General features: G+C 54.6%; 17 protein-coding genes. 2 read left to right on the forward strand and 15 right to left on the reverse strand.

All coding sequences use genetic code 11. The annotated features are described in order from the left end of the window. Nucleotide 1: 1 nt before the first annotated feature. The 6 genes from FA91_RS14035 to FA91_RS14060 are packed head-to-tail and all read right to left on the reverse strand — an operon-like array spanning nt 2 to nt 4,408. Nucleotides 2-1,126, reverse strand: a complete 1,125-nt coding sequence (locus tag FA91_RS14035; protein ID WP_034916619.1) for a hypothetical protein — start codon at nt 1,124-1,126, stop codon at nt 2-4. Between the two features lie 18 nt (nt 1,127-1,144). Then, on the reverse strand, nt 1,145-1,591 hold the full coding sequence (locus FA91_RS14040) for a hypothetical protein (RefSeq protein WP_034916621.1): 447 nt from the start codon (nt 1,589-1,591) through the stop codon (nt 1,145-1,147). Between the two features lie 12 nt (nt 1,592-1,603). After that, nucleotides 1,604-2,929: a pilus assembly protein N-terminal domain-containing protein gene (locus FA91_RS14045; RefSeq protein ID WP_051937184.1), complete on the reverse strand. Its 1,326-nt coding sequence runs from the start codon at nt 2,927-2,929 to the stop codon at nt 1,604-1,606. Nucleotides 2,930-2,931: 2 nt separating this feature from the next. Further along, complete coding sequence (locus FA91_RS14050) at nt 2,932-3,684, reverse strand: SAF domain-containing protein (RefSeq protein WP_156103088.1); 753 nt, start codon at nt 3,682-3,684, stop codon at nt 2,932-2,934. Beyond that, entirely contained in the window at nt 3,681-4,127 is a 447-nt protein-coding gene (locus FA91_RS14055) for a prepilin peptidase (RefSeq protein ID WP_034916625.1), read from the reverse strand. The genes FA91_RS14050 and FA91_RS14055 overlap by 4 nt, the downstream gene beginning before the upstream one ends. A 35-nt stretch (nt 4,128-4,162) precedes the next feature. Next, entirely contained in the window at nt 4,163-4,408 is a 246-nt protein-coding gene (locus tag FA91_RS14060; protein ID WP_051937186.1) for a Flp family type IVb pilin, read from the reverse strand. Nucleotides 4,409-4,715: 307 nt separating this feature from the next. On the opposite strand from FA91_RS14060, the gene FA91_RS14065 reads away from it, so the two are divergent. Continuing rightward, nucleotides 4,716-6,086, forward strand: coding sequence for a PLP-dependent aminotransferase family protein (locus FA91_RS14065; protein WP_034916626.1), 1,371 nt, complete (start codon nt 4,716-4,718; stop codon nt 6,084-6,086). Here the strand turns inward: FA91_RS14065 and queE are convergent. The 6 genes from queE to rlmD form a co-directional block, all read right to left on the reverse strand. Next, nucleotides 6,073-6,744, reverse strand: a complete 672-nt coding sequence (gene queE / locus FA91_RS14070; RefSeq protein WP_034916628.1) for a 7-carboxy-7-deazaguanine synthase QueE — start codon at nt 6,742-6,744, stop codon at nt 6,073-6,075. The genes FA91_RS14065 and queE overlap by 14 nt on opposite strands. Before the next feature lie 177 nt (nt 6,745-6,921). Further along, nucleotides 6,922-8,217 carry a phosphopyruvate hydratase gene (gene eno, locus FA91_RS14075; protein WP_034916629.1) on the reverse strand — a complete coding sequence of 432 codons (1,296 nt, stop codon included), beginning with the start codon at nt 8,215-8,217 and terminating at the stop codon, nt 6,922-6,924. Nucleotides 8,218-8,298: 81 nt separating this feature from the next. Next, nucleotides 8,299-9,936, reverse strand: a complete 1,638-nt coding sequence (gene pyrG / locus FA91_RS14080) for a CTP synthase (glutamine hydrolyzing) (protein WP_034916631.1) — start codon at nt 9,934-9,936, stop codon at nt 8,299-8,301. 195 nt (nt 9,937-10,131) lie between these two features. After that, the gene (gene mazG, locus FA91_RS14085) at nt 10,132-10,914 is read right to left on the reverse strand and encodes a nucleoside triphosphate pyrophosphohydrolase (protein ID WP_034916632.1); all 783 of its coding nucleotides are present in this window, start codon (nt 10,912-10,914) and stop codon (nt 10,132-10,134) included. Between the two features lie 20 nt (nt 10,915-10,934). After that, complete coding sequence (gene relA / locus FA91_RS14090; protein ID WP_034916633.1) at nt 10,935-13,163, reverse strand: GTP diphosphokinase; 2,229 nt, start codon at nt 13,161-13,163, stop codon at nt 10,935-10,937. Between the two features lie 31 nt (nt 13,164-13,194). Next, on the reverse strand, nt 13,195-14,493 hold the full coding sequence (gene rlmD / locus FA91_RS14095; protein ID WP_034916635.1) for a 23S rRNA (uracil(1939)-C(5))-methyltransferase RlmD: 1,299 nt from the start codon (nt 14,491-14,493) through the stop codon (nt 13,195-13,197). A 107-nt stretch (nt 14,494-14,600) separates the two neighbouring features. Here rlmD and barA point away from each other — a divergent pair, with 107 nt between their 5' ends. After that, entirely contained in the window at nt 14,601-17,327 is a 2,727-nt protein-coding gene (gene barA, locus FA91_RS14100; protein WP_034916638.1) for a two-component sensor histidine kinase BarA, read from the forward strand. A 24-nt stretch (nt 17,328-17,351) separates the two neighbouring features. On the opposite strand, the gene FA91_RS14105 is transcribed toward barA, so the two are convergent. The 3 genes from FA91_RS14105 to garL form a co-directional block, all read right to left on the reverse strand. Continuing rightward, on the reverse strand, nt 17,352-18,494 hold the full coding sequence (locus tag FA91_RS14105; RefSeq protein WP_034916639.1) for a glycerate kinase: 1,143 nt from the start codon (nt 18,492-18,494) through the stop codon (nt 17,352-17,354). A 73-nt stretch (nt 18,495-18,567) separates the two neighbouring features. Continuing rightward, a complete protein-coding gene (garR, locus tag FA91_RS14110) occupies nt 18,568-19,452 on the reverse strand; it encodes a 2-hydroxy-3-oxopropionate reductase (protein ID WP_034916640.1) in 885 nt (294 codons plus the stop codon). A 26-nt stretch (nt 19,453-19,478) separates the two neighbouring features. Then, a complete protein-coding gene (gene garL, locus FA91_RS14115) occupies nt 19,479-20,249 on the reverse strand; it encodes a 2-dehydro-3-deoxyglucarate aldolase (protein WP_034916641.1) in 771 nt (256 codons plus the stop codon). Nucleotides 20,250-20,265: the final 16 nt, after the last annotated feature.

Below are 20,265 nucleotides of genomic sequence, written 5' to 3' on the forward strand. Positions count from 1 at the left end.
ATTATCGCTTCCTGCGGATCAGACTGAATAAACTGCGGGCACTGCCCGCCTGAGGACTATTTCCCCTGCGCCCCAGGGCGAGATGGGTTAACTGTTCGATCAACCCGCTGTTTTTGCCGCTGAATTCCAGCGGGCTGGCCGGATCGCCATTTTTTTTAATCCACGGAATGGCGATATCCACCGGCTGTCCGATCAGGCTGCCGGCTTCCTGAGCGGTGATGGCGCCTGTAATACGCGGTTGCGCTTCGTTAAAACAGACAAAAATTTTCTTCACGCCGCTTCCGTTGTTCTGCAAATGCTGGTTGTAATCGACAACCTTTTTCGCATTCCGCACAGAGGCCAGGTCGTGATTACAGACCAGGATCACGCAGTGCGTGTGGTTCAGCGCGTGCTCTATTTCATTCACTTCCGCATTGTGAACGGTGTGGTCAAAGAGCACGAAATCATAGGTTTCGTACAAAGGCAGCGTGAAATCCCAGCGATGCTCGCGCTGCTCGTACAGCGCAAAGAGATTCTCCTGAAGTTTGATGACGTCGCTGGCAATATCGCCGCGCGCGATAAGATCGAGATTGCGCGTGCCGCCCGCGCCCTGCACCAGCAGCAGCGAGTGTTGTCGCACCTGCACCAGCTTTTTTGCCAGATGGTAGCTCAGCGTCGAATTTCCCACGCCGCCTTTACAGGCCAGCATGCTTATTTTCAACGACGAACGGTTCCACTGCATGCGGTCGGTTTGCCTGTCGAGAATTTGTCCCAGCTTCGGCATCTGATCGGGATGGTAAAAAATGTAGTAGATGCCTTTAGCCTGTAGGGCGGACGCCAACAGCAACGAATCGATATTGCCTATTGCAATGCAGCAGGTCTCTTTGGATAACAGCAGCTCAATTCTGTCGAGAAACCGCTCGCACTCCTCTGCGCTCTGTACGTCAAAAATAAAATAGCTGATTTCACCGCTGAGCATTTTCGTATCAAAGGCGTCAGGGCCGATCTGATACTTATCCAGTCGGCCCGCGCCGCGCATCTCAAACTGCGTGGTGACGCTGTCGATCACTTCGCTACGGGGAGAGATCAGAACAGAGATCGGCTCTTCTTTGTCGCTCTTATCTTTTGCCGTTTGAAAAAGCAGCATGACGTCGTTCCCTCAACGTTAAAAAACAACTTTCTGCCGGTCGCGTAGTGACATAAAAAGATTATTTTCACTGGCGCAGCCCACTGCTTCATCCGCATCAAAGGCGTAGTACTGACGATGGTAATCACAGGTATAAGGAAATCTGGCCCGCTCCAGCGAGACAACAATCAGCGCGCCCGCCTCTCTTTTTCCGCCCGGATACTGTTTATCCATAATAATATCGCTGGCCGCCACGCCTGCTTTAATCAACGCTTGTTTAAGCTGACTGGCTAAATTATCCGCCTCGTTGCGCAGCCATGACACGCGTACGGTTCCACTGAGAAACTGATACTGGCTCACCACCTCGGCGGAAAGTATTTCCCGATCGATATCGTTGCGGCTGTAGAGCATAAATTCGCTGACGTTACCGGCATTCGTCGTAACCGCCCACAGCAGCGTAGTGATAAAAATGACTATTTTTTGCATGGTGGTTATTCCTTAATAAATGAACCCACTCTCTTCCATGAACTGAACCACCTCGCGGTGCCCTTTATTTTTAACCAGTGCGTTAATATTAAAGAAGCGCTCAAGCAGGGAGCTGCGAACGTAGCCCGGCAGCATCACGTTGCGCGGAGAAACCGGCCTGACCAGATTTACCGTGGCGATCATCACCAGTTCGGTACGCTCGCGCTGGGATTCGGTGTGGCGAAAGAGCGCGCCGAGGATGGGCACATCGCCAATAAAAGGTATTTTCGACAACGACTCCCTTTCCGATTCGCTGAGCAGGCCGCCCAAAACAAAGCTTTCGCCATCGGCCAGTTCTATCGTGGTGCGCGCCTTACGCGATCGCAGCGTGGGTACGCTGAGGATTTGCCCGTCAACAGAGCTGACTTCCTGCGCCAGGGTGAGCTTAACTTTCTGACTGCTTTCAACCTTCGCGGCGACAAACATTTTCACGCCGAACTCTTTATAGGTGACTTCGGTGCCGTTATCGGTGCGGGTAATAATCGGCAGCTCGCCGCCTACCAGAAAATCTGCCGTTTCGCCTGATAAAACCGAGAGGTTAGGTTCAGCCAGGACGCGGGCGAGCGATTCGTTGCCGATAGCATGAATAACGCTTATCAGGCTGTTAGCATCAAACTTAAATTTGCCGAGCAGAAACTCGCCCACCTGTGAGGACGCTTTCCAGTCAATACCAAGGTTGTCCGCATAGGATTTATTCATTTCAACCAGGGTGATTTTGACATTAACCTGATTCGCAACGGGCAGCCTCATGCGATTTTGCAGCTTCTTAAAGCTGATATAGTCGATGTATTTCAAATCGACATTGATATTAAAACCAGAAGGATCGTTGTTTTTAAGCTGCGTCTTGAGAGTTTCACGCTCCAGGTCGAGCGCTTCGCCCACCATCAGATGAATGGCATCACGGCTCTCTTCATCGGCTGCCGTCCCGCCCAGAATATAGTTATTACCCACCTTTTTTAATTCAATCTGGCTGCCGGGAAATTCATCCTGTACCTGTTGGGCAAGGCGGCCAATTAATGGATCAACCAGAATCGTGATGCTACGGCTTTTACCCGACTGAATGAGCAACAGTTCTCCGCGTCCGTTAGCCACGCCGTAAACCACCACTTCGCGATCGCCAATGACCTGATAATCGACCACGTCCGGGTTGGAGGTAAATACGGTATCAATGCTCTCACTGACTTTGACCGTTCTCGCCCCGCCCTTTTCAAGATAAATGGTTTCGGCATGAACCAACCCGCTGGCAACCATCAGCAGCAGCCCACTCAGGAGCAATAATCCATTAAGCTTAAGGCACATTCTCATCCTGCATTTCTCCCGCGAATTTCTGTGATCGTTTCAGGGATAGAGACGCGACTGGTTACGGCGGTGACCGGCGTGTTTGCCGGATAAGCCAGCAGTTCGCCCATATGGCTGAGCGTTTGTAAGGTGGATTTGTCTTCACTGTTCAGCTCGATGGAGAGCTGGACGCGGGCGCTGCCTTTGCCGTTGAGCACGCCGCCAATGTCGCCTTGCGTGAGGGCGTTAAAGCGTTTATTGCTTAACAGCTTAATGACTTTGACCACGGATTTTGCGATGGGCTTCCCTTCGCGATCGACAAGGCTTTTACTCTGTCCCCGGCCGTCTTTGAGAATGTAATAGCGTAAATAGATATCAATCAGCTCACCCTTATTCAGTTCAGCTATCGGCAGGCTGTCTTCCTGATTGAGGACGATCTGATAAAGAAAATGATCCTGCCGTTTTTCAAAGTTAACCGGCGCTGGTAACGAAATAGCGTTCAGCGTTATCACCGCGCCCTGTGCAATATCCTCAGCGGCAACGTAACCCTCCAGGCTTTCCGGCATTCTTTCCGGGGTTTCATTACTGTCCGGCGTTTTAGTGGCGCGCGTCCAGTTTTCCGGGGTCAGCGCCTCGCCTTTTTTCAGCGTTTTGCTGGCGGTGTAAACGGTCACGGTTTGCGCTTCCTGAACCTCTTCACCCGAAAAGAGCAGCAGTCCGCATACGCCCACGACCAGCAGCAAAACGGCAATAATCATTAATAATCTCTGGTTCATGCTGGCACCCTGAGCAAAAGAGACGTCGCCAGGTATCCGCTTACGATAGCGATCCCATACGGGAGGTTTTTCTTATTTTTTCTGCCGTAAAAGCGTGATGAACAATAATTGATGATAAAAATCACCAAAATAAGCGGCAGTCCGGCCAACGCGGTGGCAAACAAAAAGGCCAGCGTGGTTTCCGTGTCGAAAGAGAGCGCAAGCGCGGCCATTAGCTTAATATCTCCGGCGCCGATAATATTAAAAAGACTCAGAAAAAACCCTCCCAATAATATGCACAGGGCGGGTAGCCAGAAAAAACCGGCGGGTGAAAAAAGACTGTCTCCGGCACAGAGAATAGCAACGAGTAGCGTGGTGTGATTTCTGATTATTCTGTAACGCGCATCGGTGTAACACACATCAATCAATAACGGAACCAGTAAGATGAAAAGCCATCCTGCCATATAAAATCCACCACGCTCAGAGAAGTAATTACTGCTTATTTTTTCGAGCCTGTACCGTTCAAAGCATCAGTAAGAGAATCGAACTTGGACTTAAGCGCCGAGGTGAAATTGCCCTCATCACCAAAGATCGACATCAGCGCAGCGGTTACCGCAACGGCGATAACCGCATATTCAATCGCCGTAACGCCATCCTGCTTATTGATAAAGTTCACTACGCGCTGGCGCGCGCCGGAGATAAGATTTGATGTACTCACGCATGACAGAAGGATCATGTCTTTCATAATAATTTCCTTATCAGTTTGTTAAAAATAAATGCCACATATTCAATGAGGAACGCATCCTGCTCACAACTTTGTCGTGTCAGATAGTACACAGGAACGGAAACAGGGCAAAGATACAGCACAGAAAAATATTTCAGACACAATAAAACGTCAGGCGTGACAGTAATAACATTAATGTCAATGGCACCGTAAAATTAAATACATAAAAACGTTACGCGAAATACTCATTAAGTAAATGTGCTAATAAGAATGTATTGCCATCGATAATTTTAAAAGACAAAATCCGTAAAAACGGGAGGCATAATAAATGATTATTGAAACAACTAATACGACCGGCGCCAGGAACAGCATTGTCGAAAACATTACCAGCATGATCATTAACGGACAATTAAGTAAACAAGACGTTCTTCCGTCAATTCGTATTATGAGTCAGCGTTACGGCGTTTCACGCAGCACGGTGGTATTGGCCTATAAGGAGTTGGAAAGTCTCGGTTATATCCAAGGCAGGGAGCGAAGCTGCTATGTTGTGCTGCGCAGCGGTATGGCGGGGCACAGCAGCGATGCTCCGGCACAACTTACCGTTGATTTCCCCTTACCTGCCGACGATGCCAACCTGCTCACAATTGCCGAGCGGCTTTCCCGACATGATAACGCCATGCTGCCTCCCCATTTCATCAGAAAATGGTGCAAAGATCTCAGCTACGTGAATGACGCCTGGTGGAGCGGAAGGGAAAAACATAAGCACGCCGCCGCGTTGAAACATAATTTTGTTCGCTACCTTAAAATTACCCGCGGCATTGAGGCGCGGCATGACAATATGCTGTTTATGCAGGGGCCACAGGAGGCGCTGGCCGCCATCGCCTGGTACGGTAAAATGCGTAATCCCCGCCCGACCGTCGTTCTGGAAGATCCCTGTTCCCCTCAGGCGTATCAGCTTTTTAGCGCGCTTGATTATGAGATTATTTCTGTCAGGAGCGGTGATGCAGGACTGGAGGTGAGCGCTCTGCCGACACAGCCGGTTGATTTCGTCTGTGTCTCACCGGCGAACCATTTTCCCTCGGGCGCGCGTATGAGCATGAGCAATCGGGAAGCCTTGCTGGCATGGAGTCGCCGCTATAACACCCTGATCGTTGAGAGCGATGCCAGCTTTACGTTTGGTTTTACACAGGAGGCGATCCCGCCGCTCTGCGCCCACTATCCCGCTGATAATGTAATCTATCTGCACAGCTTCGCCGAACTGACGGGTTACAGCACCAGCCTGAGCCTGGTGCTTGCGCCAACGCATTTACTGCATCCGCTGGACGAGGTAAAGGCGCTGCTGAGCAGCGATGCGCCCTGGCTGGGCATTAATATGATTGGCGCGTTCTCAGGTTCACCCCATTTGATGAAGTACCTGGCGTCCACGCTTCAGCTACGAAAGGAAAAGTATATGCTGGCGCGTGAAGGCCTGACGCAGTTACTACCGCGCCCCGATCCCTGGGGCCTGATACACGCCGGCTACTTCAGTTTCGCGGCGGAAAGGGGAACGGAAGCGCTGCTGAACACGTTTTGTTATCCGCTGGCGCTGTTTTGTCGGCAGCTGCCACAGCAGGCTGAGCCGCTGCGCTACGTCTATCCCGTCGGCACCCTGACGGTGCAGGAAATTGAAAAAATAAATACGCGGCTCAGGCAATATTGAGGTATTTGTGCGTCTGCATGGAGAGACGCCAGTTGCGCGCGATACAGGTTTCAATGCACAGCCGCGTCGCCTCATCTTTCTGGCTGATGGGCTGTAGGGCGATAATGCGTTTTTTATCGTCCTGCAACGTTGCCAGCAGCGCATCAAGCGCCTCCACGTCACGCTGTCGCGCCACGGGATGTTTGACCTCATCGGCCCGCACCAGCGCCTGATTGAGGACGTCATAGCCGCCGCGCATATTCACCTTCGGCGAAACCGTCACCCAGGTGCTGTCGCTGCAAAGCACATCGTGCGTGCCGCTGGTTTCAATCTGGCAGCCGTAGCCGTTCTGCTCCAGCTTCTGCGTTAACGGCGTCAGATCGTGAATGCACGGTTCGCCGCCGGTAATCACCACATGCTTTGCCGTCCAGCCCTGCTGCACAATAATCGTCAGCAGCGCTTCTGCATCCGCCGCGCCCCAGAAATCACTCTCTGCGGTCTTGACTAAAATATCCCCCAGCGAGGTTTCCCGATCGGCCAGCTTATCCCAGGTGTGTTTGGTATCACACCAGCTACAGCCTACCGGACAGCCTTGCAGGCGGATAAAGATTGCCGGTACGCCGGTGTAAAAACCTTCGCCCTGCAACGTCTGGAACATTTCATTTATCGGGTACTGCATCACTTCTCTCTGGGTGGTTGAATTTAAGGGCGCAGATTATCGCAGATCGGCGACGCTTCGCCTAATCGCATTGTGCTGGAAGTCTGCCATCATCCTGACAAAAAAAATCAGGCCCGGACTGGCCGGGCCTGATTGCTTTTATCGCTTGCCGGACGCTGTCGCCCGGCAAAAGTCAGATTACTGACCTTTAACTTCTTTCAGACCATTGAATGGCGCACGGCTGCCCAGCGCTTCTTCGATACGGATCAGCTGGTTGTATTTCGCCACGCGGTCAGAACGGCTCATTGAACCGGTTTTGATCTGACCCGCTGCCGTACCCACCGCCAGGTCAGCGATGGTAGCGTCTTCGGTTTCGCCTGAACGGTGAGAGATCACGGCAGTATAGCCCGCGTCTTTCGCCATTTTAATAGCAGCCAGCGTTTCGGTCAGTGAACCGATCTGGTTGAATTTAATCAGGATCGAGTTAGCGATACCTTTATCGATACCTTCCTTCAGGATTTTGGTATTGGTAACGAACAGATCGTCGCCAACCAGCTGAATTTTATTGCCCAGCACTTTCGTCTGATAAGCAAAGCCTTCCCAGTCAGATTCGTCCAGACCGTCTTCAATAGAAACGATTGGATACTGTTTGGTCAGGTCTTCCAGGAAGTGGGTGAACTCTTCAGAGGTGAACGCTTTGTTGCCTTCGCCGGCCAGAACGTATTTACCGTCTTTGTAGAATTCAGACGCCGCGCAGTCCATCGCCAGGGTGATGTCTTTGCCCAGCTCGTAACCTGCTGCTTTTACCGCTTCAGCGATAACCGCCAGCGCTTCGGCATTGGAGCCGAGGTTAGGCGCGTAGCCGCCTTCATCACCAACGGCGGTGCCCATGCCTTTGGACTTCAGCACTTTCGCCAGGGTGTGGAACACTTCAGAACCCATACGAATGGCTTCTTTCAGCGTTTTCGCGCCAACCGGCTGGATCATGAATTCCTGAATGTCGACGTTGTTGTCGGCGTGCTCACCACCGTTGATGATGTTCATCATAGGCAGCGGCATAGAGAATTTGCCTGGGGTGCCGTTCAGTTCAGCGATGTGCTCATACAGCGGCATACCTTTCGCAGCGGCGGCGGCTTTAGCGGCTGCCAGAGAAACGGCCAGAATAGCGTTGGCGCCGAATTTGGATTTGTTCTCAGTACCGTCAAGATCGATCATGATCTTGTCGATGTTCGCCTGATCTTTGGCGTCTTTACCGGTTACCGCATCGGCAATTGGGCCATTAACAGCAGCAACGGCTTTGGTAACGCCTTTGCCAAGGAAACGTGATTTGTCACCGTCACGCAGTTCCAGTGCTTCGCGAGAACCGGTAGACGCGCCTGATGGTGCCGCAGCCATACCAACGAAACCGCCTTCCAGATGCACTTCTGCTTCAACGGTCGGGTTTCCGCGTGAGTCGATGATTTCACGACCGATGACTTTAACGATTTTAGACATTAGTTTTTCCTCAGTACAAGTTATCAAAACTATAAACTCAGACAAACAACGCGCGAAAAGTTCGCGCGTTGTTATAAAACACTATTTTGCCAAACGCTTCTGATACTCGCTGGCCGCTTTCACAAATCCGGCGAACAGCGGATGGCCATCACGCGGCGTCGAGGTGAATTCCGGGTGGAACTGACACGCGACAAACCACGGATGCTCCGGGTTTTCGATAATTTCTACCAGCTGATCGTCGCCGGAACGACCCGCTATGCGAAGCCCCGCGGCTTCAATCTGCTTAAGCAGCATATTATTCACTTCATAGCGGTGGCGATGACGCTCAACAATAGTGTCAGAACCATACATCTGCTGAACCAGGCTGTTATCGGTCAGCTGGCACTGTTGACTGCCAAGGCGCATGGTGCCACCAAGATCGCTATGCGCTGAGCGAACTTCAACATTGCCTTCTTCATCGCGCCATTCGGTGATCAACGCCACCACCGGGTATTTACAGTCTGGCACAAATTCGGTGGAGTTGGCGTCCTGCATTCCGGCCGCGTGACGGGCAAATTCAATCAGCGCAACCTGCATACCCAGGCAGATGCCGAGGTAAGGAATGTGATTTTCACGCGCATAGCGCGCGGTCATGATCATCCCTTCCACGCCACGGTAGCCGAAGCCGCCGGGCACCAGGATTGCATCCAGGTTTTTCAGCACATCGACGCCGCGACTTTCCACGTCCTGCGAGTCGATCAGCCTGATGTTTACCGTTACGCGTTTCTTCAGACCGCCATGCTTTAACGCTTCAATCACCGATTTATAGGCGTCCGGCAGCTCAATGTACTTGCCCACCATGCCAATGGTGACTTCACCGCCGGGATTGGCCTCTTCATAGATAACCTGTTCCCATTCGGCAAGATCCGCTTCCGGCGCATTGAGGTTAAAGCGCTTACAAATATAGTCGTCCAGCCCCTGAGATTTCAACATGCCAGGGATTTTATAAATGGAATCAACGTCTTTCAGTGAGATGACCGCTTTTTCCGGCACGTTACAGAACAGCGCGATTTTTGCACGTTCGTTAGCCGGTACGGCGCGATCGGAGCGGCAGATCAGCACGTCAGGCTGGATACCGATTGAAAGCAGTTCTTTCACTGAGTGCTGAGTAGGTTTGGTTTTGACTTCGCCAGCCGCGGCCATGTAAGGCACCAGCGTCAGGTGCATATACATGGTGTGCTCGCGGCCAACGTCAACGGCCATCTGACGAATTGCCTCAAGGAACGGCAGCGATTCGATATCGCCGACGGTGCCGCCGATTTCAACCAGCACCACGTCGTGACCTTCGCCGCCTTCAATAATGCGCTCTTTAATGGCATTGGTGATGTGCGGGATAACCTGAATGGTGGCGCCCAGATAGTCGCCGCGACGCTCTTTGCGCAGCACGTCTGAATAGATACGGCCGGTAGTGAAGTTGTTTCGACGACTCATTCGCGTGCGGATGAAACGCTCATAGTGGCCTAAATCAAGATCGGTTTCTGCGCCGTCATCGGTCACAAAAACTTCACCGTGCTGAGTCGGACTCATGGTGCCCGGATCGACGTTGATATACGGGTCCAGCTTCATGATAGTCACGTTGAGGCCACGCGCTTCAAGAATAGCGGCCAGGGAGGCTGCGGCAATGCCTTTACCCAGAGAGGAGACGACCCCGCCGGTCACAAAAATATAGTTCGTTGTCATGCTGAACCTGAGAAAGTAGGTTTAAAGACGATGGAATAACCAGGACGGGAAAACAGTATACGGGATTCCCCGGCATGCCACAATTGCTCGTTTCGGGTTATGTGCCTGCCATCGCATTGACCACCCAGAGCGTACCGGACAACGCTCAGGCGTGGATTGACGCAAATCACACTTTTGTTGAATCGAGTCAGCTGTTTATTCCCGGGACTTCACCTGCTGCCACGCCGCTTCCATCTGCGCCAGCGAGGCGCTCTGCATCTCAAGCCCCTGCCCGGCAATGATGCTCTCGACCTGACGAAAACGCCGTTCGAATTTATCATTGGCTTTTTGCAGCGCGGTTTCCGCTTTGCTGCCGAGATGACGCGAGAAATTAACGGTAGCAAACAGCAGATCGCCAATCTCTTCTTCCAGCTTCTGCTCATCGATGACGGCCTGCTGCGCTTCGTGCATCACTTCGTCGATCTCTTCGTGTACTTTATCCAGCACCGGCCCAAGGGTGTGCCAGTCAAAACCAACGGCGCTGCATCGCTTCTGGATTTTGTGCGCACGCATCAGCGCGGGCAGCGCGCGGGGAATATCATCAAGCGCGGAATGCTGAGCTTTTTCCGCCCGCTCGCTGCGCTTAATGCGCTCCCAGTTGGCCAGCACCGTTGCGCTGTCGTGCGCCTCAGCGTTGCCGAAAATATGCGGATGACGTCGCTCAAGTTTATCGCTGATGGCGTTACAGATATCATCAAAGTTAAAGCGCCCTTCTTCACTCGCCATCTGCGCGTAAAACACCACCTGAAACAGCAGGTCGCCGAGCTCGCCGCGCAGATCGTCGAAGTCTTCCCGGCTGATAGCGTCCAGTACTTCATAGGTTTCTTCCAGCGTGTAGGGCGCGATGCTGGCGAAGGTCTGCTCGCGATCCCACGGGCAGCCCTGCTGCGGATCGCGCAGCGTTTTCATGATGCCCAGCAGGCGGTCGAGTGCGTTCATAGTCAATTTCCGAGCCTTAATTAATGTAATCTCTTCGCATCGATAATATCCGGCAGTTGGTTGAGCCGCGCCAGCACCCTGCCCAGCACCTGCTGGTTATAAATTTCGATATCCATATCAATGGTGGCAAGCTGCTTTTTGGTATCGCTGCGGCTGGATACGCCCAGCACGTTAACCTTTTCATTCGCCAGAATGGTGGTGATATCACGCAACAGGCCGCTGCGATCGTTGGCCGTCACCCTCACCACCAGCGAATAGCCGCTGGAGTAGCTCTCGCCCCATACGGCATCCACGATGCGCTCCGGCGCGTGTGAAATCAGCTCGCTCAGCTGATCGCAGTCGGCGCGATGGATCGAGATACCGCGCCCCTGGGTTATAAACCCAACGATATCGTCGCCGGGGATTGGCTGGCAGCAGCGGGCAATATGATGCATCAGGTTGCCGACGCCTTCGACCACCACCTCCCCACTCTCTTTGCTGCGCGGCGCATAGGATTTCTGCGTAAGCTGGCGCAGCGCTTCGCGATCTTCCTCTTCCGCGCTGGGCTTGTTCAGCTTTGCCTGGAGGAAGTTGCTCATCTGGTTAAGACGGATATCGCCGCCGCCAATGGCCGCCAGCAGCTCATCCAGCGAGTTGACGTTGTAGCGCGGCAGCAGCAGCTTTTCCGCCTCTTTCAGGTTGATATCGAGATGATCCAACTCGCTGTCGAGGATCTGACGTCCCGCGGCGATGTTTTTATCGCGATCCTGCTTGCGGAACCAGGCGTGAATTTTTGAGCGCCCGCGACTGGTGGTGACGTAACCGAGGCTTGGGTTCAGCCAGTCACGGCTTGGGTTCGGCTGTTTCTGGGTGATGATATCGATCTGATCGCCCATCTGGAGCTGATAGGTAAAGGGCACAATGCGCCCGCCGATCTTCGCGCCGATGCAGCGATGACCGATATCACTGTGAATATGATAGGCAAAGTCGAGCGGCGTCGATCCGGCAGGCAGATCGACCACGTCGCCTTTTGGCGTAAACACATAAACCCTGTCGTCAAAGACCTGGCTGCGCACTTCGTCCAGCATTTCGCCGGAGTCAGCCATCTCTTCCTGCCACGCGATAAGCTTACGCAGCCAGGCGATGCGTTCTTCGTGGCCGGACGCGCCACGCGCGCTGCCGGTGGTGGTGCCCTCTTTGTACTTCCAGTGCGCGGCAACCCCCAGCTCGGCGTCTTCATGCATCTGCCGGGTGCGGATCTGAATTTCAACGGTTTGACCTTTCGGCCCCAGCACCACGGTGTGAATCGACTGATAGCCGTTAGGCTTGGGATTGGCGACGTAGTCGTCAAATTCGCTCGGCAGATGGCGGTAGAGCGTATGCACAATTCCCAGCGCGCCATAACAGTCCTGTAGGCGCTCAGCAACGATGCGCACCGCGCGCACGTCGAACAGCTCGTCAAAGGTCAGCGATTTTTTCTGCATCTTGCGCCAGATGCTGTAGATATGTTTCGGACGGCCGTACACTTCCGCCTTGACGCCCTCTTTCACCATCTCCGTGCGCAGGGAGGTAACAAAGGTTTCAATATACTGTTCGCGATCGATGCGGCGCTCATGCAGCAGTTTGGCAATGCGCTTATATTCGTCCGGGTGCAGGTAGCGGAAGCAGAAATCTTCCAGTTCCCACTTCAGCTGACCAATTCCCAGGCGATTCGCCAACGGCGCGTAGATGTTGGTACACTCTTTCGCTGCCAGAACCCGCTCGTCTTCCGGCGCGTCTTTGACTTCGCGGAGGTGGGCAATGCGTTCGGCCAGCTTGATCACCACACAGCGAAAGTCTTCAACCATCGCCAGCAACATCCGGCGAACGTTATCAACCTGCTCGGAAGCCATAGAATCGTTGTGGGTGGCCTTTAACTGACGAATGGCGTCCATATCACGCACGCCGTGAACCAGCGAGACAATCGGCTTGCCAAACTTCTCTTCCAGTACCGTTTCGGAAACGACATCGCTGTTGGCCAGCGGAAAAAGCAGTGCCGCGCGCAGGCTTTCGCTGTCCATACTGAGCATGGAGAGGATCTCCACCATCTCCACGCCGCGCCACAGCAGCAGCGGCGCATCAGAATGATGGCGCGTGGCCTCTTCACAATAGCGCCAGGTATCGGCCAGTTGCTCACATGACTGCGGGCTTGATATGCCCAAACGGGCAATCCATTGGTCGAGCGCAAACTCGCCAGCCGTATTCAGATGTGCACTTCTTACCGCAACCATATTTTCTCCTGCGTCGTTCCCGGCGGGAAACTTATTGTCGGCTGAACAGCACCATTGATTCGACATGCCCGGTGTGGGGGAACATATCAAGCAGCGCGACCCGCTCCAGCCGATAGCCCTCTGCCAGCAGCGTCTGGCAGTCACGGGCAAGTGTAGTCGGATTACAGGAAACATAGACCACGCGTTCGGGAGCAAGTTTAATAATATGCTGCATAACGCCTGCCGCGCCGGCGCGAGCCGGATCCAGTAATACCTTGTTGAAACCCTCCGCCGCCCATGGCTGAAGGGTGACATCTTCTTCCAGATTATGCTGATAAAAGAAGAGATTATTCATATTATTTAACGCTGCATTGTACGCACCCTTTGCAACTAATGCTGCAACCCCTTCGACACCCGTGACGTTTTCTGCAAGCGCTGCCGCTGGAAGCGAAAAATTTCCCATGCCGCAAAACAGATCCAGCAGCCGGTCATGAGGTTGTAAATCCAGCCACTGCAACGCCTGATGCACCATGCGCTGATTTAAAGCACCATTAACCTGAATAAAATCACGCGGGCTGAAGGTCAGTTTTATGTCATCCAGCATATAAAATGGCATATCGCCACTGACCTGCTCAAGCGTATCACTGTCCGGCGCCAGCCAAAGCGCAACGTGATGATTATGCGAAAAACGTTCCAGTTTTTGTCGATCTGGCTGACTTAACGGAGCAAGATGGCGCAGCACCAGCAGCGGCCCGTTTTCTGCCTGTACCAGCTCGATGTGGCCCAGCCGCCGCACCGCCTCTAATTCGCTCAGCACCTGATGCAATGCGGGGATCAGCGCATTAAGTTCGGGCATCAAAACGGGGCACTGGGTAACAGAAACCAGATCGTTTGAGGCCGCCTGGCGAAAGCCCATTTGTAGCGTCTGGTGACGATAGTTCAGCCCCAGCCGCGCACGGCGGCGGTAACCGTAAGGTTCGCCAGAAATAACGTCCGTCACCTGAGCGGCTCCGCCGAGCAGTCGCTCCAGCGCGTTAACCTTACTCTGCCGCTGAAGCGCGGGCGCTATGTGCTGCTGCTGACAGCCGCCGCACAGGGAAAAATGCGGGCAAACGGGCGTGACGCGCTGGTGGCTCACCGAAAGCAGCCGTTTAACGTTGGCGCGGGCAAAGCCGCGTTTCTCTTCTGTCAGTTCAATCTCTGCCCGCTCACCCGGCAGCGCGCCGCTGATAAATATCACTTTTCCATTGTGCCGTGCGACACCCTGACCCGCGCCGTCAAGGTCATTAACCGTCACAGTCATGATCTGGCGCGTCGTCACGCGCTTTTTTGCAGAGTAGAATTGCGCCATTATTCCGTTTGAACCCGTTCATTAAGAAAAACGCGCGTAGCCTACACCAGCGCTGGCATTAATTCGATACGAATAAGCGTGCAGGCTACGCATGCTTCAGGACGACTATGACCAAATATAGCCTGCGGGCACGAATGATGGTGTTGATTGTGGCGCCGACATTAATGATAGGGCTGCTGCTGAGTACTTTCTTTGTGGTACATCGCTATACCGAGCTACGCCATCAGTTGGTGGATGCGGGAGCAAATATTATCGAACCGCTGGCCGTTTCCAGCGAATATGGCATGACCTTTCACAATCGAACATCGATTCGTCAGCTTGTCAGCCTGCTGCATCGCCGCCATTCTGACATCGTACGGGCCATTACCGTTTTTGATGTACAGAATCAGCTGTTCGTCACCTCAAACTATCATATCAGTCAGCAACGGTTGAGCCTGCATAAAGGCGAGGTAATACCCACCGCACTGACGGTTGAGCGGAAAGGCAATGCGATCATCCTGCGCACGCCTGTCATCCCGGAGAGCTATTTACCGGATGAGTCGCCGGGCGAAGATGCCAAACCAGGCGGTAATCCGCTGGGTTACGTGGCGATTGAGCTGGATTTACAGTCGATGCGCCTGCAACAGTATAAAGAAGTGTTTATCGCCACTATGCTGCTGCTGTTATGCCTGTGTATCGCCATTCTGTTCGCTTACCGACTGATGCGCGATGTGATCGGGCCGGTGCGGGATATGGTCAGCACCGTTGATCGTATCCGACGCGGCCAGCTTGACAGCCGCGTGGCGGGCCAGATGCCGGGCGAGCTGAATATGCTGAAAAACGGCATTAACTCGATGGCGATGTCGCTCACCGCCTATCACGAAGAGATGCAGCAGAATATCGACCAGGCGACGTCGGATCTGCGCGAAACCCTGGAGCAGATGGAGATCCAGAACGTCGAGCTGGATTTGGCGAAAAAACGCGCGCAGGAGGCGGCGCGCATTAAATCTGAGTTCCTGGCGAACATGTCTCACGAGCTGCGTACGCCGCTCAACGGCGTTATCGGCTTTACCCGTCAGACGCTGAAAACGTCGCTGAATGTGACCCAGCAGGATTACCTGCGCACCATAGAGCGTTCGGCGAATAATCTGTTAAGCATCATCAACGACGTACTCGACTTCTCTAAACTGGAAGCCGGAAAGCTGGTGCTGGAGAGTATTCCTTTCCCCTTACGCGCAACGCTGGATGAAGTTGTGGTGCTGCTGGCGCAGTCGGCGCATGAAAAAGGGCTGGAGCTGACCATCAGCTTTGCGCAGGGCGTGCCCGATAACGTGATTGGCGATCCGCTGCGCATGCAGCAGATTGTCGTCAACCTGCTGGGCAACGCGATCAAATTTACCGAGCAGGGCAATATTGATATTCGTGTTGAAAAACGCTCGCTGAGCAATAATCACGTAGAGCTTGAGGTGCAGATCCACGATACCGGCATTGGCATCTCGGAAAAACAACAGTCGCAGCTGTTTCAGGCGTTCCGCCAGGCCGACGCCAGCATCTCACGCCGCCACGGCGGCACCGGCCTCGGGCTGGTGATCACTCAGAAGCTGGTGAATGAGATGGGCGGTGAAATCTCGTTCCACAGCCGCCAGAACCACGGCTCGACCTTCTGGTTCACCATCAATCTTTCGCTGAACCCGAACGCGGCCCACGATCCGCGCGCAATGGCCTGTCTGCATGGCAAACGCCTGGCCTACGTTGAAACCAACGAGGCCGCCGCGAAGGCCACGCTGGAAATTCTCAGCGCGACGCCGATGGTTGTCAGCTACAGCACCACGCTCGCTGACCTGCCGGAAGAGAACTACGATGCGCTGCTGGTAGGCCTGCCGGTGGTCAATGCCTCAGAACGGGAGGTCACCGCAGAGGAGCTGCTTCCTGCCCTGAAACGCGCTGACAACGTCATTCTGGCGCTACCGTGCCAGATGCAGGTTCATGCGGAAGCGCTCAAGGCGCGCGGCGTCAGCGCCTGCCTGATCAAACCGGTTTCACTGACCCGTCTGCTGCCGGTACTGATTGAGAATCATACGCGGGAAGCGGACGGCGCTCCGCTCCGGCAGCGTCTGCCGCTGACGGTGATGGCGGTGGACGATAATCCGGCGAACCTCAAGCTGATCGGCGCGCTGCTGGAGGAGCAGGTGGAAAATATTGTGCTGTGCGACAGCGGCAAAGCGGCTATTGAGCAGGCGAAAGCGCGGGATCTGGATATTATTTTGATGGATATTCAGATGCCGGAAATCGATGGTATCCGCGCCAGCGAAATGATTCGTGCGTTTTCACATCACGTCACCACGCCGATTGTCGCCGTGACGGCGCATGCGCTGGACGGTGAGAAAGAGAAACTGATTAAAGCCGGGATGAATGACTATCTGGCGAAGCCGATTGATGAAGCAAAACTGGGCCATCTGCTGGCGCGTTATCTGCCCGGCGTCAGGCCCATCACGGTAAAAACACCCGACCTTTCCGCCTCGCTGGACTGGGATTTGGCGCTGCGCCAGGCCGCCAATAAACCTGATCTGGCGCGGGATCTGTTACAGATGCTGGTTGATTTCCTGCCTGAAGTCCGTGCCCTTGTTGAGCGCTATATTGCGGAAGACGACGCCATCGGCCTGCGTGACATCATTCACAAACTTCACGGCAGCGCCAGCTACAGCGGCGTACCGCGCATGAAGCAACTGTGTCAGCAGTTGGATCAAAGCCTGCGAATGAATGCGCAGATTGCGGACAGCGAACCGGAGCTTTTCGAGCTGCTTGATGAGATGGAAAATGTCGCCAGGCTGGCGAAGGAGAGGCTGCGTTGCTAGCGGGCATTGCGCCCGCCGTTTTCATTATTTCAGCGACCGGCCGATGGACAGCGACGCGGCGATATTACGTGCGGTCATGCGGACGTTTTCGCCGGCATTTTCCAGCGCCTCTTCCAGCGTACAGATGCTGTAGATCACGCTGAACACCGCGTCAAGCCCGTGCTGATGCACCACCGCCACATCGTCAGTGAGGCTGCCGGCAATACCGATAACCGGCACGCCGTAACGCTTCGCCACCTTCGCCACGCCGATAGGCACCTTGCCGTGAATGGTCTGGCTGTCGATGCGCCCTTCGCCAGTGATCACCAGCGAGGCGTCTTTCACCAGCTCATCCAGCCCCAGCGCTTCGGTGACGATCTCAATGCCGCGTCGCAGTTCAGCATGGCAAAATGCATGCAGCGCCACGCCCATTCCGCCGGCCGCGCCGCCGCCAGGAACCGACAGCACGTCGATATCCAGATCGCGACGGATCACTGCGGCATAATGTGCAAGCGCATCGTCAAGCTGCTTCACCCGTTCCGGCGACGCCCCTTTTTGCGGGCCGAAAACGGCGGAAGCGCCCTCTTTACCCAACAGCGGGTTGGTAACATCGCAGGCCACCTCAAACCGGCAGTGCGTGATGCGTGGATCAAACTCGCTGAGATCGATACTCTCCAGCTGCGGCAGCGCGCCGCCGCCGTAGCCAATCTGGCTGCCCTGCTTGTCCAGCAGCTTTGCGCCGAGCGCCTGCACCATGCCCGCGCCGCCGTCGTTAGTGGCGCTGCCGCCAATGCCGATAATAAAGTGCTCCACGCCCTTATCCAGCGCGTCGCGGATCAGTTCGCCGGTGCCCCAGGAGGTGGTGATTTGTGGATCGCGGCGCGAAGCAGGAACCAGCTCCAGCCCGCTTGCCGCCGCCATCTCAATAAACGCGCAGCTTTTATCACCGGACAGACCGTAAAAAGCGTCCACCGGTTCGCCCAGCGGGCCGGTCACGCTGAGTCGCACCTGCGTGCCGCCAGTCGCGGCCACCATCGCTTCCACCGTTCCCTCGCCGCCGTCCGCCACCGGAAGCCGGACGTACTGTGCATCGGGAAAGATCTCACGAAAACCCTGTTCAATCTGTGCGGCGACCTGCTGCGCAGACAAACTTTCTTTATATGAATCCGGGGCGATCACTATTTTCATACATTATCCGGGCGCTGTTGACCGGTCTGGGCCGGTGATGCAGAGTCCGGCCCGGACGGGCCGGAACACGGAACTATCTGGTGATATCGATTTTGGCTAATTTTTCATAATAGCAAGCCAGCGCACTGTGATCCGCCGACCCTAATCCATCAGCCCGCAGCGCCTGCATCATCTCCATTACCGCCGCCGTCAACGGCAGCTGCGCGCCGACGCCGTGCGAGGTATCCAGCGCGTTAGCCAGATCTTTAATATGCAGATCGATACGGAAACCGGGCTTGAAATTCCGATCCATCACCATCGGCGCTTTGGCATCCAGTACAGTACTGCCGGCCAGGCCGCCGCGAATGGCCTGATAAACCAGATCCGGGTTAACGCCCGCTTTCGTCGCCAGCGTCAGCGCTTCGGACATGGCGGCAATGTTCAACGCCACGATCACCTGATTAGCCAGCTTGGTAACGTTACCCGCACCGATATCGCCAGTGTGAACGACCGATCCCGCCATCGATTTCATGATGTCATAACACTTATCGAACAGTTCTTTGTCGCCGCCCACCATCACCGACAGCGTACCGTCAACGGCCTTGGGTTCGCCGCCGCTCACTGGCGCATCCAGCAAACCCACATTCTTTTTCGCCAGTTCCGCATGAATTTCGCGGCTGGCCAGCGGCGCAATAGAACTCATATCAATGACAATAGTACCCGGCTTCGCGCCGTCGATAACACCGTTTTCACCCAGCACCACCTCTTTCACCTGCGGCGAATTGGGCAGCATGGTGATGATAATATCGCTCTGCTCTGCCACGGCTTTTGCGCTGTCGGCAGCAATCGCGCCAGCGCTGACCAGTTCTGCCACGCTCTCCGGATTGTGGTCGCGCACCACTAATGAGTAGCCCGCTTTAATCAGATTTTTACTCATGGGTTTGCCCATGATGCCAAGGCCAATAAAACCAATTTTCATCCTGTCTCTCCAGTCATAGTTGCGAATTATTTTTTGAATCGATCGCACAGCGTTTGGGTGGCGTTGCGGAAAACGCCCAGATCGCTGCCGACGGCGACAAAACCCGCGCCCCATTCAAGGTAACGGCGGGCATCGGCTTCAACCGGGGCGAGGATGCCGCTCGGCTTACCGGCGGCTTTCGCGCGTTCAAAAATGTACTGGATCACCTTCAGTACTTCAGGATGCGCCGGCTGGCCCAGGTAGCCCAGTGCGGCAGAAAGATCGCCAGGGCCGACAAAAATGCCGTCCACGCCCTCAACCGCGGCGATAGCGTCGATGTTATCGACGGCTTGCTGCGTTTCGATCTGCACCAGCACGGTGATGTTGTCGTTAACGGTGCCGTTATAGTCAGGCACGGTGCCGTACATATTGCTGCGATGCGACACGGAAACGCCGCGAATGCCCAATGGCGGATAGCGGGTTGATGCGACGGCGCGTACGGCTTCCTCTTCCGTTTCAACGAACGGGATCAGGAAGTTTGAAAAACCGATATCCAGCAGACGCTTGATGATCACCGGTTCGTTGGTCGGCGGACGTACTACCGGCGCGCTGACGCTGCCCTTCAGCGCCATCAGCTGCGGCAGAAAGGTGGTGATATCGTTCGGCGCGTGCTCGCCGTCGAGAACAAGCCAGTCAAATCCGGCCAGCCCCAGGACTTCAGTAGTGATCGGATTTGCCAGCGCACACCAGCTCCCGATCAGCGTTTCTCCGGCCAGCAGGCGCTGGCGAAAGCTGTTTGGATTACTTACATAGCTCATCAGTGACTCCTAAAAA

The organism is Erwinia sp. 9145 (genome assembly GCF_000745075.1).
Classification (GTDB): domain Bacteria; phylum Pseudomonadota; class Gammaproteobacteria; order Enterobacterales; family Enterobacteriaceae; genus Erwinia; species Erwinia oleae.